The organism is Streptomyces sp. C, assembly GCF_000158895.1.
In the GTDB taxonomy this organism is placed as follows: Bacteria; Actinomycetota; Actinomycetes; order Streptomycetales; family Streptomycetaceae; genus Streptomyces; species Streptomyces racemochromogenes.
The window spans coordinates 6,596,627-6,609,648 of sequence record NZ_GG657750.1 but is presented as its reverse complement, the minus strand read 5'-3'; the positions used below and the strand labels follow the sequence as shown (position 1 = coordinate 6,609,648).

Below are 13,022 nucleotides of genomic sequence, written 5' to 3'. Positions count from 1 at the left end.
TTCATCGGTGAGGTCAGAGGGCGGCGCTGATCGCTGCAGGTTCCGCTGGCGTGGCGGGGAGGTGGGGGCGACCCGCCGCGTCACGCCTGTTGCGGCTCGGCTGCCTGCGTCAGGCGCTGTGCGGCCTGGGCGAGGGTCATGTCCCTGACCTCGCCGTCGGCGAAGACGCCCGTGTCGTCCGAGATGTTGACAGCCAGCTCGGTCAGCGACAGGGAGTCCATCTCCAGGTCGCGGAAGGTGGTCTGCGGTGTCGCCTGCGCGATGTCGATGCCCATCTCGTCCAGCAGAGCGAGCAGCTTCTCGTACATCAGGGGTTCTCCATCTGTAGGGGCCGGTCCGCCTCGGGATGTGCATGACCGGGTCGGGTATCGAAGTCGTCGGGCCGGATCGCGGCGAGCATCTTTCGGTGCCGGCTCGCGGTCCACGGCCAGATCACCGGCACGCCGTGCACGTCCTGGTACCAGCTGGCACAGCCGGCGGCGAAGACGGTGCGTGGGAGCGCCCGGTTGATGGCGGCGTTGTAGGAGTCGGTCGCCTCACGGGTGGGGGCGGCCTGCGAGATCTTCCCTTCTTGAAAGAGGGAGATCCACTGCATGATGTAGTCGGCCTGGGTTTCCGCCGTTCGCAGGACCGGCTCGTTGGCATAGGGGCTGTTGGGCCCGCACAGGAGGAACATGTTCGGAAAGCGCGGGACGGCGACGGTCCGGTAGGCGCGTGGACCGTCCGCCCATGCCGCGTCCAGGGTGATCCCGTCCTGTCCGGTCACCTTCATGGGCCGGGTGTAGGCGTCCGCGTGGTATCCGGTGGCGAGGATGATGACGTCCACCGGGTGTTCCTGGCCGTCGGCGGTGAGGATCGAGGTGGGCGTGATCTTCTCGAGCGACTCGGTCACCACGTCGACGTGGGGTAGCTGGACGGCCCGGTAGAACCCGGAGGCGGTGACGATCCGCTTGCACATCGGCTGGTAGTCGGGGGTGAGTTTGCGCCGTAGCGGAGCCGACCGGACGCTCCTCAGCGCGAGGCGGCATCCGAGGCCGAACAGGGCGCGCCGCAGCCCCGGCTTGACCAGCGCCGCGCCGATGGTGTGTTCATAGGCGAGACGCCATGCGTGGTCGGCGAGGCGGGAGAAGCCCGGGATGCGTCGGTGGGCCGCCTTGGCCCAGGCGCTGTAGCGCTTGTTCACCTTCGGGAAGACCCACTGCGGGGTTCTCTGGAAGAGCATGAAGCGGCCGGCCGTTTCGGCGAGTGCGCAGGTGAGCTGGACGCCGGTTGATCCCGTTCCGATGACGGCGATCCGCCGCCCGGCCAGTGGGACGGTGTGGTCCCAGCGCGAGGAGTGGAATGCGGCGCCCGCGAACTCGTCCAGGCCGGGGATCTGCGGAACCTTCGGATGGACGAGCAGTCCGGTGGCGCACAGGAGGAAGTCGAACGATTCCGTCGCTCCCAGGGCCGTCTCGAGAGTCCACTGCCCGTCGGCGAAGGTCGCGGTGGTGACTTCCTCGCCGAGCCGAATGTGCTCGCGCAGGCCGCAGGTGTCCGCTACGTGGTTGAGGTAGCGGCGGATCTCCTGGCCGTCGGAGTAGAACTGCGTCCACTCCGCGTTCGGGGCGAAGGAGTACGCGTAGTTGCGCGAGGGCAGGTCGCAGTTGAGGCCCGGGTAGGTGTTGTCCCGCCACACCCCGCCGACCTCGGGCGCCCTCTCGTAGATGACGAAGTCGTCGATGCCCGCGCTCTTGAGCCGGTGCCCCATGCAGAGGCCCGATACGCCTGCCCCGATGACAGCGACGCGCGGCGATCGGCCGGCCGGACCGCTCATGCCGCGCCTTCCCCGGTCGAGGAAAGGGCTTCGGTGGGGTGCTGGGCGACGAGGCCGTTGAGGTGGGCGCAGAGGGACTCGACGCTGGGGTGGCGCCTCAAGTCGGTGAGGGGGATGGTCAGCCCGTACTGCTCTTCCAGGGCGCCCGTGAGGGCGACCTCTTCCATCGAGGTGACACCGAGGGCATCCAGAGGCACGGTGGTGTCGATGTCCGCGGCGGGGACGTCCAGCAGGGCGGCGAGGTGGCCGGTCAGCCAGTCGGTGATGTCCGAGATCTCGGTGTGGTCTTTCACTGGGCGTCCCTGATCTTCGTGGCCAGGCAGGTCGCGTCCCGCTCCGCGAGGTAGCGGTCACGGCAGTCACCGCGCCGGAGCTTGCCGCTGGTGGTGCGTGGCAGGCTGCCGCGCTTGGCGGCGAGGACGTCGTAGGGCCGCACGCCGTGGCGGCTGGCGACGGCGGTCTGGACGCGGTGGCGCAGGCCGATGGACTCGGCTTGCAGGGGGCCGGCGGTGAGTTCCACGACGATGACAAGCCGGTCGCCCTCGTGGTCGTCGCCGGGTACGGCGAAGGCGGCGATCCCGCTGGGGACGGCTTCGCCGATCGTCTGGTGGACGGTGTCCTCGATGTCAGAGGCCGCGTGGTTGGCGCCGTGGATGATGATGACGTCCTTCATCCTGCCGAGGACGAACACCTCCCCCTCGTGTACGAAGCCCAAGTCCCCCGTACGCATCCAGCCGGGCTCGGCGCCGTCAAGGCTCTTCAGGGTCCGGTCGAAGAGCTCGGCGGAGGACTCCGACTGGTTCCAGTAGCCAGCGGCGATATTGGGGCCGCGTACCCAGATCTCACCGGTGAGGCCGGGCTCCCGCTCGACGCCGGTCTCCGGGTCGGCGATCCGTACGTCCTGGCCGACGGGCCGACCGCAGCCCACGACCGTGGTCGCCCCTGCACCGGCGGCGGTTGCGGTGCCGTTCAGGACGCGGACCCGGCCGGAGGCGAGCGCTGCGCTGTCCAGAACGAGTTCGGTCCAGCGCTGTCCGACGCGGTTGCAGGACACCAGCACGGTGGCCTCGGCCAGCCCGTAGCTGGGCTTGACCACATCAGGGGCGAGCCCCGAGCCCGCGAAGGCCTCGGTGAAGCGGCGCAGGGTGCCCGGGCGAACCGGCTCCGCCCCGTTGGTCAGCACGCGCACGCAGCTCAAATCCAGGTTCAGGTCCGCGGGTTCGGGGATCTTGCGGACGCAGAGGTCGTAGGCGAAGTTCGGGCCGGCACTGAGGTGGGCCCGGTGCGCGTCGAGCAGCCGCAGCCAGCGCGCGGGGCGCTGGATGAATGCCAGCGGGGACATGAGCGCCAGGTGCGCGCCGGCCAGCATCGGGAGGAGCACGCCGTTGCAGAGCCCCATGTCGTGGTAGAGCGGCAGCCAGCTGGCAAGGGGGGTGCTGTCGGACAGGCCGCAGCCCTCGATGACCTGGCGCGTGCTGGCCACGAGGTTTCCGTGGGTGATGACGGCACCCCGGGGGTTGCCGGTGGAGCCGGAGGTGTACTGCAGGTAGGCGGGGTCCGCCGGGGCGGCCGCGTGTCCTGACCAGTGGGATGCGAGGCTGAGATTGATGTCGTCCACCGCCCATACCGGCAGACGCCCGTCGGCCAGGTTCCGGCAGGGTGCCGACTCCTGCTCCACGGTGAGCAGGCACACCGGATCCGCGTCCGCCAGCACTGCCTTCAGCCGGCCGGTACGGCGGGGATCCTCCGGCGGGAACAGCGGTACCGCGATCATGCCGGCGTACAGGCAGGCCAGGAACGCCAGACCGTACCCGGTGCCTTGCGGGCACAGCACGGCCACGCGCTCACCCCGGGGGAAGCGGGCTTCGAGAGCAGCGGCAAGCGCCCGTGCCCGCAGATCCACCTCCGCGAAGGTCAGCGTGTGCCAGGCCCCTTCCGGTACGCGGCTGTAGCTGACGAAGCTGAGCGCGGGACGGTCACCGCCGCGGACGGCATGGCCGCTGACGACCACCGGAAGCGGCGCCCACTCCGGATTCGCCGATAAGGCACCCGGGGCAGCAGCAGCGAGCGAGGAAGCAGAACCGGAGTCGCAGTGGCCAGGCATGACCGAAGGTTCCTTTCACCGAGCATCGGGCGAACTGTAGGTATGCGGAACGGACGTTCCGACGGAGAGGTCCACTGTCCCGGGCCGAGCTGGCCGGCTGGGTAGGGCAGGCCGAAGCACGGAGGGCGGCCGTCCATGACCAGCAGCTGACCGTACGTTGGACTCCCATCGCAATCGAGCAGAAGCCACCTGATCCATTCGGGTCATTCATGCCGCCGTTCAGGTGACTGGGGAAGGGCTGAGGTGACGCCCCCACCAGCACCGGTAGTAACCAAACCCGTCCAGGGCCGTTCCCTTTCATGTAAAGACCGAGAAGTGGAGGAACCGGTGGCGGCCAAGGGCAATGGGGGGCCTGCCGCGCTCTCGGCCGAGGGGGAGTTCAGCCCCGCGCAGGACCGCGGCATGCTGGAGTGGGCGCGTCAGCGTCCCGACGACGGATTCGTCGTCGGTGTCGCCCTACGGCTGCGCGGCCCCAGACCCGGCCCGGAGCGGCTTGCCTCCCTGATCGCTGCCCGCCTGGCTGAAGTACCCGTACTCCAGGAGCATTTGGACGGCCCGCCCCGCGAGGAGCGCTGGAACCCGTTCGACTCCTTCCATGTGGGCGATCACGTTCACGTTCTCGGTGGCGGCGGCGATCCACGCACAGGTACGGAGAGGATGGCCAACCAGCCGGTTCCGGACGACCGGCCGCGCTGGGGTGTGTGGCTGCTGGACGCTGAACGCGAGGACGAATACTTGCTCGCCTACCGCGTCCACCACGCCGCCCAGGACGGCGCAGCCGTCGCGCACACGATCCGGCGCCTGTTCACCGACCGCGTCCCCGCAATTCCCTTGACCGGGCAGCCACTTGAAGGCCGCCGGTCGGCAAGCTGCCCACCATGCACCGATGATCGGCTCCTGACCTGCACGGACGTTCCCGTGGACACCATGCGTGCCGTGGTCCGCGCCTCGGGCGCCTCCCTCAACGACATCTACCTCGCCGCCCTGGCTGGTGCCGTACGGACCTGGCTGTCACCGGGCGCATGCCAGCAGCCCGTCCCCGTGCGGGTCCCGTTCAACGTACGACTCCGCACCGAGCGCCAGGACCGAGGCAACCGGATGGGGCATGCGCGCCTGCTCCTTCCGGTGGACGAGCCCAGTGCGGGCCAGCGCCTCGAGCGCATGGTCGAGCAGACCCGCTTCTGGCCCCGAGACCAGATCCGCCGCATCCTGGACCGGGCGCCCCACCACATGTTGTGGCAGCACATCGCGCCCTCACTCAGCCCGGGGGACGCGCTGGCCAGCGCCACCCTGCTGGGGATCCCGACCCCGTTGGCCTTCGATGGAGCCCCCGTCATCGGCAGCACCGCCATGCCACCGCTCGCCGCCGGCCATCTCTTCTCCAGCGCGCTCCTCCTCTGCGGCACCCGGGCCACCGTCTCCTTCACCGCCCGCGGCGAGCACCAGCACGTCCGAGACCTGCCCCGCCTGTGGGAGCAAGAACTGGCGACACTGGCCGCCGCCACCCGCCATTGAACTCTTGCGGCAACCAGTCTCGAACCGGGCACCGCATCCGCCGTCCCGCCCACAAGCCCGATGGAGGCACACCATGACTTCGCCTCGCCCGACCGTCCTGATCACCGGCGCGACGGGAGTGATCGGCTCCGCTTTGCTCCCGGCGCTCGCCGCCCGCTACCAAGTCACCGCACTCGTCCACCGCAGCCGCCCCCCGGGCGCCCCCACCTGCGTACAGGCCGACCTCACCGCCGAGGGCCTCGGACTGGACACCCGCCGGCGCCGCGATCTGGCGGCTCGTACCGACGTCATCGTCCACTGCGGCGCCCTGACCGCCTTCGCCCCGCCCGATCTCACCGCCTTCGACGACGTCAACGCCGACGGCACCCGCCGGATCCTCCGACTCGCCGCAGAGGCACAGGCACCCGTGGTCCTGCTCTCCTCGGCCGCGGCCGCCTTCGAGGTCACCGGCGACGACCTCACCGCCCGCTCGATGCGTGCCTACAGCAGCTCCAAGCGCCGGGCCGAGGAGTGGGCAGCCCACAGTGAGCAGCCCGTCGCCATCGTGCGGCCCGCTCTGCTGTTCGCCTCGCGCAGCGCCTCCACGCCACCCCGGCACCAGTTCCCCCACGTCCTGTACGACGTACTGCTGCGCGGCAGGGCCGGCGGCGTGCCCGTCAACCCCGACCACTGGTGCGACATCCTGCCCATGGAACTGCTCGTCGACTACATCATCGCGCTGACCGAAGCCCTGCTCGCCGGGGACCCCACCGTGGGCGGCGTTCACTGGGCCACCGCCGGGCCGGCGCGGCTGACCGCGGCCGACATCGAGGAAGCCTGCCTCGACTGGTTGGAGGAAGCCGGCCGACCCGCCCGGGGCCCACTGCTGGCCGAACCCGCCACGGCGCACTCCCGCACCCACGGCATGGCGCGCCTGGCCCAACTCGGATTCCAGCCGCCCACCCAGTCCGCCCTGCCCTGCGACCTGCCTCGGCTACTGCCGCGCCAACTGACCCGGGCGGAAGCGATGAAGGCCCTCGCGCACGATGTCCGGCGCTGCGCACCGTGGGCTATCTGACCTGGCCTGGCGCCGGCTTCCCGGCAGAAGAGCTTCGTGAGTCGCCGCGAGAGGCTGGTACGTGGCATTCGGGTGATCATGATCCGCTGTTCGCGTCGTATCCGGAGGCGATTCGTTACCGGGGCATGAATATCTCTCCCACCCAGAAGCGCCTGGCCACCCTGTCACTCGTGGCTGTGGCAGCCGTCGCCACCGTCGCCGCCATCGGCCCCGACCTGTCACTGCGCGGCACCGGAACGTACTGCCTCACCCCCGAGGCAGCTCGCGCCGCGGAAGCCCAGGGCGTCACCATGGAAGCCATCGCACCCGCGACGGCCACGGGCACCTGCGTCACCCTGCCGGGCACCGGCACCGCCAAGGCCAACCTTTCCGGCGGGGAAGCCCCCCTCCAAGGCGGCATGCGCTTCTCGCGCAACGGACACCGTCTGGACGTGACCAACCTCCACATCCACGTCCGCCTCACCGAAGGCGACACCAGCGCAGACTTCGCCCCGGACGGCTCACCGGCCACCCCCACCGACTTCCTGCACTACAAATCCTCGCCCAGCCTGGCCAAGGTCACCCCCACCACCTTCGACGCCTCACCCAACACCCTGTACATCACGACCCCGGCCGCGGCGGCCTTCACCGACACCTTCGGTACGAGTCCCGCAGCAGCCGGTACCGCGCTCTTCACCTTCGAAGGGCACGCTGAGATCGTCAACCCTCTGAGCAAGTTCCCCATGCCCTAGGTATCCGCAGGCCGGAGCGGGGTGACAGCGCCCTGCTCCACCGGGGCCATGTCCGCCGATAGACGTGGCCGGTGCCGAACGGCACCGGCCGCGACCTGTACGAACCCCAACCTGGGGCTCACCGGCGGCTACAGCTTGGGTAGCCCTCCGAGCGGGTTGGTGATGCCCCGTGCCGTCGAAGAGAGAGGGGATCGTACGCCGCTCCCGCAGAGCTGGGTAACCGCGCTGCCCTTGGCGCACTGCCAAGGGAAACGTGCTGGTCAGGAGGCTCTGGAAGGCGTGGTGGTCGCCTGTGGTCGCACGCTGGAAGAATCCACTCCCCCCTCTCGCCTCCTGGAGGCGATCCCCATGCGTACCAGCGTCGGCCGCGGCCGGATCTACCGCCGCTGCGGCTGCAGAGACCCCCAGCACCACCAGCTCGGCACCCGCTGCCCCCATCTGACCACGGACAGCCAGCACGGCACCTGGAACTTCGCCGTCGACGTCCCCACCCCGGACCGTCACCGCACCACGGTGCGACGGGGCGGATTCTCCACCCAGGACGCGGCCGAGCAGGCGCTGGGCCGGTTCCTCGAGGGCGAGGCCGGCGGGTACAACGCCGACCCCAGCCAGACGGTCACCGCCTACCTCGACACCTGACTGCAGGCGAAGGCCCTGGTGCTGAAGCCGACCACGATGGCCCGCTACCGCGACTACGTCCGCAACGACCTCGTCCCGGCCTTCGGCACACTCAAGCTCGACCAGCTCGCGCACCGGCACATCTCGGCCTTCGTCACCTGCCAGCTGGCCGCTGGCCGTGGCCGCACCACCCTCTACCGCTGCCTGGCCACCCTCTCCAGCGCCCTCGGCGACGCCGTCCGCCAACACCGCCTCCCCCACAACCCCGCTTCTCCCCCGGTCCTGCGCCGCCCGCCGGCACCGGAACGACGCATCTGGACCGCGCAGGAGGCCGCACGCTTCCTCACCTACTGCCACCAGGCCGACCCGGACATGGCCGACCTGTTCGAGTTCCTGATCGGGACCGGCATGCGCAAGGGCGAAGCTCTCGGGCTGCACTGGGACGATGTCTACCTGGGCGAGGCCGTCCTCTACGTGCGCTGCACCCTGTCCGCCATCGACAACAACCGTCTCGTCATCACGGCGCCGAAAACTCGGTCGAGTCGCGGCTGGGTAGCGATTTCACCGCGGGTCGCCACCGCCCTCCGGCACCATGCACGCACGACACGGCCTACGAGGGGTGATCCTGACGATCCGTTCGCAGGGCTCGTCTTTTGCCGATCCGACGGGCGCCCGCTTGGACCGCATCAGGTCCTCGACCGGCTGCATGAGCTGTCCGAAGAGGCCGGCGTCCCGCGGATCACCGTCCACGACCTGCGTCACCTGGCTGCCACGATCACCATCTCCGCCGGCGTTCCGCTCACTGTGGTGTCCAAGACGCTGCGGCACTCCACCCTGTCGACCACCGCGAACATCTACAGCCACCTCACCCGGCAGGCAGCCCGCGAAGCCGTCGACACCATCGACCGCACCCTCACCGGAGCCCAGAACACCGGCCAGGAAACGCACCGCCCGGCATGGCTGCGACCACCACGCGACCACCTGCAGCAGCTCCGCGAAGCCCTCGGCCGGGTCCACTTCCCCGCGCCGCCGGCCTTCTGCGCGGCAACGGACCAGCCACAGGCTGGACGTGCGACCACATTGCGACCACCATGGCCCCGGATACACGAAAGGCCGTCCTCTCGTGGATGAGAGAACGGCCTCCGACCTGCATAAAGCATGGTCGGGACGACAGGATTTGAACCTGCGACCCCTTGACCCCCAGTCAAGTGCGCTACCAAGCTGCGCCACGTCCCGATGCCTGCTGACCTGGGGTTTCCCCCTGGCCTGACCGGCACGAGAACAATACCGCACTTCCGGGGGTGGTCGCGCGCACCTTTTCGGGAGCGGGGCGGGAGGGCGGGGTTGACCTCAAGTCTGCTTGAGGTTGCATGGTTGGTGCATGACACAGGTATCCGCGGACACCGGGCTCCGCTACGAGGATCTGGACCGGCTGATCGCGCTCATGACAGGGGCCGAGAAGCACGGGCCCGCCGCCACCTCCACCCTCGACGTGCTGTGGGTGCTCTACGACCGGGTGCTGCGCGTCGGCCCAGGAAGCGCGCGGGACGCCGGGCGGGACCGGTTCCTGCTGTCCAAGGGGCACGGGCCGATGGCCTACTACGCCGTGCTCGCCGCCAAGGGGTTCTTCCCCGTCGACTGGCTGCCCGGCTTCGGGGCGTACGACTCCCCGCTCGGCCACCACCCCGACCGCACGCTGATCCCCGGCGTGGAGATCTCCAGCGGCTCCCTCGGGCACGGGCTGCCGCTCGGCGTCGGAACCGCGCTCGGGCTGCGGGCCCAGGGGCTGGACGAGGCCGCCGTGTGGGTGCTGATCGGGGACGCGGAGCTCGACGAGGGCAGCAACCACGAGGCCATCGCGCACGCCGGCTCGGCCGGACTGGAGGCGCTGCACACCGTGGTGATCGACAACGACTCCGCCACCCACGGCTGGCCCGGCGGGATCGCCTCCCGCTTCGAGGCGGCCGGCTGGAGCGCCGTCACCGTGGACGGGCGGGACCACGCGGCGCTGCACGCCGCCTTCACCACACCGCATCCGGGCCGGCCGCACGCCGTCGTCGCCCGCGTCGAGAAGAAGTTCTGAGGGGAAGGGGCACGGACGTCATGGACACCATGCGGGAGAGGTTCATCTCGGTCACGTCGCGGCTGCTGGACGAGGACCCCCGGCTGGCACTCGTGCTCGCCGAGATCTCCATGGACGGCTTCCGGCCCGCCCAGGAGCGGCACCCGGACCGGGTGGTCAACGTCGGGATCCGGGAACAGCTGCTGATCGGGGTGGGCGGCGGGCTGGCCCTCACCGGGCTGCGGCCCGTGCTGCACACCTTCGCCAGCTTCCTCGTCGAGCGGCCGTTCGAGCAGGTCAAGCTGGACTTCGGACACCAGGGCACGGGCGGGGTCCTGGTCAGCGCCAGCGCCAGCTACGACTGGCCCGCCGGCGGGTACACCCACATGGCGCCCGGGGACGTGGCGCTGCTCGACACCCTCGACGGCTGGACCGTCCACGTCCCCGGCCACCCCGACGAGGCGGAGGCGCTGCTGCGGCACGCCTACGCAGCCGGAGACGACCGGGTGTACGTCCGGCTCTCCCAGCAGTCGAACGCCGCCCCGCGCCCCCTGGGCGACCTGCGGTTCCAGACCGTGCGGGAGGGGCGCGCGGGCGTGGTGCTGGCCGTCGGGCCGCTGCTGGACAACGTCCTCGCGGCGACCGAGGGGCTCGACGTCACCGTCCTGTACGCGGCCACCGTGCGCCCCTTCGACGACGCGGCCCTGCGCGCCTCCGTCGCACGGGCCTCGGCGGACGTGGTGCTGGTGGAGCCGTACCTCGCGGGGACCTCGGCGGCGGCCGCCGGGCAGGCCCTCGTGGACGTCCCGCACCGGGTGCTGCCGCTGGGCGTGGGGCGCGCCGAGCTGCGCCGCTACGGCACGATCGACGAGCACACCGCCGCCCACGGCCTGGACGCGGGCACCCTGCGGGAGCGGATCACCGGCTTCCTGCGCTGATCACCCCCGGCGGCCGGGCCGGGCGTGCAGCAGTTCCGCCAGCTCGGCGGCGAGGGCCTTGACCGTCGCGAGGCCCTGGGTCCCCCACCGCCTCGGCACCACGTCCACCGCGCAGACGGTGCCGAGGACGAAGCCGCGCCGGTCGGTGAGGGGGGCTCCGAGGTAGGAGCGCACCCCGCTCTCGTCGACGACCGCGTTGCCCGCGAAGCGCGCGAAGTCGCGTACGTCCTCCAGGACCAGGGCCCGCCGCCGCACCACGACGTGGGGGCAGTAGCCGTGGTCCCGGGGCAGTACGCGGGCCGGGTAGCCGCTGGCGGCGGCGTCCGGGCCGTGGTGCAGGCCGGCGAAGAACTGCCGGTCCTCGCCGACGAAGTTGACGCCCGCGTGGGGGGCCTCCAGGGTCCGGGCCACCCGGCGGGCGAACTCGTCGAGTTCCGGGTCCTCCCGTTCGCCGAGGTCCATCTCGCGCAGCCGGACGGCCCGCGCGGGCGCCTCCCGGTCCACGGGGGTGAGCAGCAGGTGGCCGGTCGATTCGTAGTAGGTCATGGCGGTTCCCCCGGGTCCGGGTGTGGTGGGCGGCCCTGGCGGGCCGTGGACAGCAGGTGGTGGACGAGCGCGGCCAAGGTCCCCGTACCGGAGCGGGCCAGGCGCGCGTCGCACCGGACGACGGGTACGTCCGGGTCGAGGCCGACGGCGTCGCGGACCTCCTGGGAGGTGTAGCGGTGGCTGCCGTCGAACTCGTTGACGGCGACGACGAAGCCGATCCCGCGGCGCTCGAAGAAGTCCACGGCGGGGAAGCAGTCGGCGAGCCGGCGGGTGTCGGCGAGGACGACCGCCCCGAGCGCTCCCGCGCACAGTTCCTCCCACAGGAACCAGAAGCGCTCCTGCCCGGGCGTGCCGAAGAGGTACAGGACGTGCCGGTCGTCCAGGGTGAGGCGGCCGAAGTCCAGGGCGACGGTCGTGGCCGTCTTGGACGTGACCCCGTCGAGCCGGTCGGAGCTCTCGCCGAGCCCGCTCAGGAGTTCCTCCGTGCACAGCGGTTCGATCTCGCTGACCGCCCCGACGAAGGTGGTCTTCCCCGCCCCGAAGCCGCCCGCGACCAGGATCTTCAAGGTCGCGGGCAGGGCCGGGGCGGCCGTCTCACAGCCGTCGGCGAAGGCCATCGAGCACCGCCCGCAGCAGGCACAGGTCGTCGGCGGCGAAGGAGCCGCCGCCGTTCGGGAAGCGGGGCGCCTGTGCCATGACGGCCCCGTACTCCATCAGGTCGGACAGCAGCACCTTCACCACCACGGCCGGGAGCCGCAGCTGCCCGGCCACCTCGGCGACCGTCACCGCCGACGCGCCGGCGCAGGCGCGCAGGGCGAGGGTGTGCTCGGCCCCGAGCGGGATGCCCGGGCGGACGCCGGTGGCGGTCATCCGGGACAGCAGGTCGAGCGCGACGGCGGGACGGGTCCGGCCGCCGCAGGCGGTGTACGGGCGCATGACCCGGCCGGCGGAGTCGTCCAGCCAGGGCGTGTCCCGGGCCGTGGCGAAGCCGGCCGGCGGGACACCGTGGACCCCCCTCGCCCAGGCCCTCATCGCTCCGCGTCGGCGACGGGCCGGCGCGGCGGGGCCGCCAGGTACGGCCGTACGCTCTTGACCAGCATCGCCATCTCGTAGCCGAGCACGCCGGCGTCGGCCTCCCGGTCCGCGAGCACCGCCAGGCAGGTGCCGGAGCCGGCCGCCGAGACGAAGACGAGCGCGGTGTCGAGTTCCACGACCACCTGCCGGACCTCGGCCCCGTCCCCGAAGCGTGCGCCGGCGCTGCGGCCGAGGGAGTAGAGGCCGGAGGCGAGGGCGGCCATGTGGTCGGCGCTGTCGGAGTCCAGGCCGTGGACGCAGGTGACGAGTCCGTCGGCGGTGAGCAGTACCGCGCTGCGGGTGTACGGGACCCGTTGGACCAGACCGCTGAGCAGCCAGTCGAGATCGGAGAGGCTTCCTGTCTTCGTCGCCAGTTCGCCGGCCATGGGGGTGTGCTCCTTGCTGGGGTTCATGGCCTGTTCCGTCCGATCTGGGCGAGGCCCGAAGCCCCGCTTGGAAGGCGGCCATCAGGCCTGGGTCGTGCACGGGTTGTTCGGTTTCGTCGGTCCGTCGGGGGGCGGGGGCGTCGCGCAGCTGGGGTGCGAGGTGCTGCTGGGCGCG

Annotated in this window: 15 protein-coding genes and 1 tRNA gene; 7 read left to right on the top strand and 9 right to left on the bottom strand. The window is 71.2% G+C overall.

Going from position 1 to position 13,022, the window contains the following annotated elements; translation table 11 throughout:
* Positions 1 to 80: 80 nt before the first annotated feature.
* The 4 genes from SSNG_RS29680 to SSNG_RS29665 are packed head-to-tail and all read right to left on the bottom strand — an operon-like array spanning position 81 to position 3,920.
* Complete coding sequence (locus tag SSNG_RS29680) at positions 81 to 308, bottom strand: acyl carrier protein (protein WP_042802241.1); 228 nt, start codon at positions 306 to 308, stop codon at positions 81 to 83.
* Complete coding sequence (locus tag SSNG_RS29675) at positions 308 to 1,816, bottom strand: NAD(P)/FAD-dependent oxidoreductase (protein WP_007267626.1); 1,509 nt, start codon at positions 1,814 to 1,816, stop codon at positions 308 to 310. Before SSNG_RS29675 ends, SSNG_RS29680 begins: the two co-directional genes overlap by 1 nt.
* The gene (locus tag SSNG_RS29670) at positions 1,813 to 2,109 is read right to left on the bottom strand and encodes an acyl carrier protein (protein WP_007267625.1); all 297 of its coding nucleotides are present in this window, start codon (positions 2,107 to 2,109) and stop codon (positions 1,813 to 1,815) included. The genes SSNG_RS29675 and SSNG_RS29670 overlap by 4 nt, the downstream gene beginning before the upstream one ends.
* A complete protein-coding gene (locus SSNG_RS29665; RefSeq protein ID WP_007267624.1) occupies positions 2,106 to 3,920 on the bottom strand; it encodes a fatty acyl-AMP ligase in 1,815 nt (604 codons plus the stop codon). Before SSNG_RS29665 ends, SSNG_RS29670 begins: the two co-directional genes overlap by 4 nt.
* 315 nt (positions 3,921 to 4,235) lie before the next feature.
* Here SSNG_RS29665 and SSNG_RS41345 point away from each other — a divergent pair, with 315 nt between their 5' ends.
* From SSNG_RS41345 to SSNG_RS29640, 5 genes are all read left to right on the top strand, one after another.
* Positions 4,236 to 5,435, top strand: a complete 1,200-nt coding sequence (locus SSNG_RS41345; protein WP_165365034.1) for a hypothetical protein — start codon at positions 4,236 to 4,238, stop codon at positions 5,433 to 5,435.
* A 73-nt stretch (positions 5,436 to 5,508) separates the two neighbouring features.
* Positions 5,509 to 6,492, top strand: a complete 984-nt coding sequence (locus tag SSNG_RS38220; RefSeq protein ID WP_007267622.1) for an SDR family oxidoreductase — start codon at positions 5,509 to 5,511, stop codon at positions 6,490 to 6,492.
* A gap of 170 nt (positions 6,493 to 6,662) precedes the next feature.
* Positions 6,663 to 7,223 (top strand): hypothetical protein, encoded by a 561-nt coding sequence (locus SSNG_RS29650; protein ID WP_129593349.1) that lies wholly within the window; start codon positions 6,663 to 6,665, stop codon positions 7,221 to 7,223.
* A 348-nt stretch (positions 7,224 to 7,571) separates the two neighbouring features.
* Positions 7,572 to 7,862, top strand: coding sequence for a hypothetical protein (locus SSNG_RS29645; protein WP_042802235.1), 291 nt, complete (start codon positions 7,572 to 7,574; stop codon positions 7,860 to 7,862).
* A gap of 18 nt (positions 7,863 to 7,880) precedes the next feature.
* The gene (locus SSNG_RS29640) at positions 7,881 to 8,972 is read left to right on the top strand and encodes a site-specific integrase (protein WP_128637214.1); all 1,092 of its coding nucleotides are present in this window, start codon (positions 7,881 to 7,883) and stop codon (positions 8,970 to 8,972) included.
* Positions 8,973 to 9,000: 28 nt separating this feature from the next.
* Here the strand turns inward: SSNG_RS29640 and SSNG_RS29635 are convergent.
* Positions 9,001 to 9,077: transfer RNA gene (locus SSNG_RS29635), tRNA-Pro, on the bottom strand.
* A 145-nt stretch (positions 9,078 to 9,222) separates the two neighbouring features.
* Here SSNG_RS29635 and SSNG_RS29630 point away from each other — a divergent pair.
* Together SSNG_RS29630 and SSNG_RS29625 are read left to right on the top strand one after the other, a co-directional pair.
* On the top strand, positions 9,223 to 9,924 hold the full coding sequence (locus SSNG_RS29630) for a transketolase (protein WP_042802233.1): 702 nt from the start codon (positions 9,223 to 9,225) through the stop codon (positions 9,922 to 9,924).
* 20 nt (positions 9,925 to 9,944) lie between these two features.
* Positions 9,945 to 10,841 carry a transketolase C-terminal domain-containing protein gene (locus SSNG_RS29625; protein WP_042802232.1) on the top strand — a complete coding sequence of 299 codons (897 nt, stop codon included), beginning with the start codon at positions 9,945 to 9,947 and terminating at the stop codon, positions 10,839 to 10,841.
* On the opposite strand, the gene SSNG_RS29620 is transcribed toward SSNG_RS29625, so the two are convergent.
* Genes SSNG_RS29620 through SSNG_RS29605 form a run of 4 tightly spaced genes read right to left on the bottom strand, consistent with a single transcriptional unit; the run spans position 10,842 to position 12,847 of the window.
* Entirely contained in the window at positions 10,842 to 11,387 is a 546-nt protein-coding gene (locus tag SSNG_RS29620) for a GAF domain-containing protein (protein WP_007267617.1), read from the bottom strand.
* The gene (locus SSNG_RS29615) at positions 11,384 to 12,004 is read right to left on the bottom strand and encodes an ATP/GTP-binding protein (RefSeq protein ID WP_007267616.1); all 621 of its coding nucleotides are present in this window, start codon (positions 12,002 to 12,004) and stop codon (positions 11,384 to 11,386) included. Before SSNG_RS29615 ends, SSNG_RS29620 begins: the two co-directional genes overlap by 4 nt.
* Positions 11,982 to 12,419 (bottom strand): DUF742 domain-containing protein, encoded by a 438-nt coding sequence (locus tag SSNG_RS29610; protein ID WP_050779773.1) that lies wholly within the window; start codon positions 12,417 to 12,419, stop codon positions 11,982 to 11,984. Before SSNG_RS29610 ends, SSNG_RS29615 begins: the two co-directional genes overlap by 23 nt.
* Entirely contained in the window at positions 12,416 to 12,847 is a 432-nt protein-coding gene (locus SSNG_RS29605; RefSeq protein WP_007267614.1) for a roadblock/LC7 domain-containing protein, read from the bottom strand. Before SSNG_RS29605 ends, SSNG_RS29610 begins: the two co-directional genes overlap by 4 nt.
* Between the last annotated feature and the right edge of the window lie 175 nt (positions 12,848 to 13,022).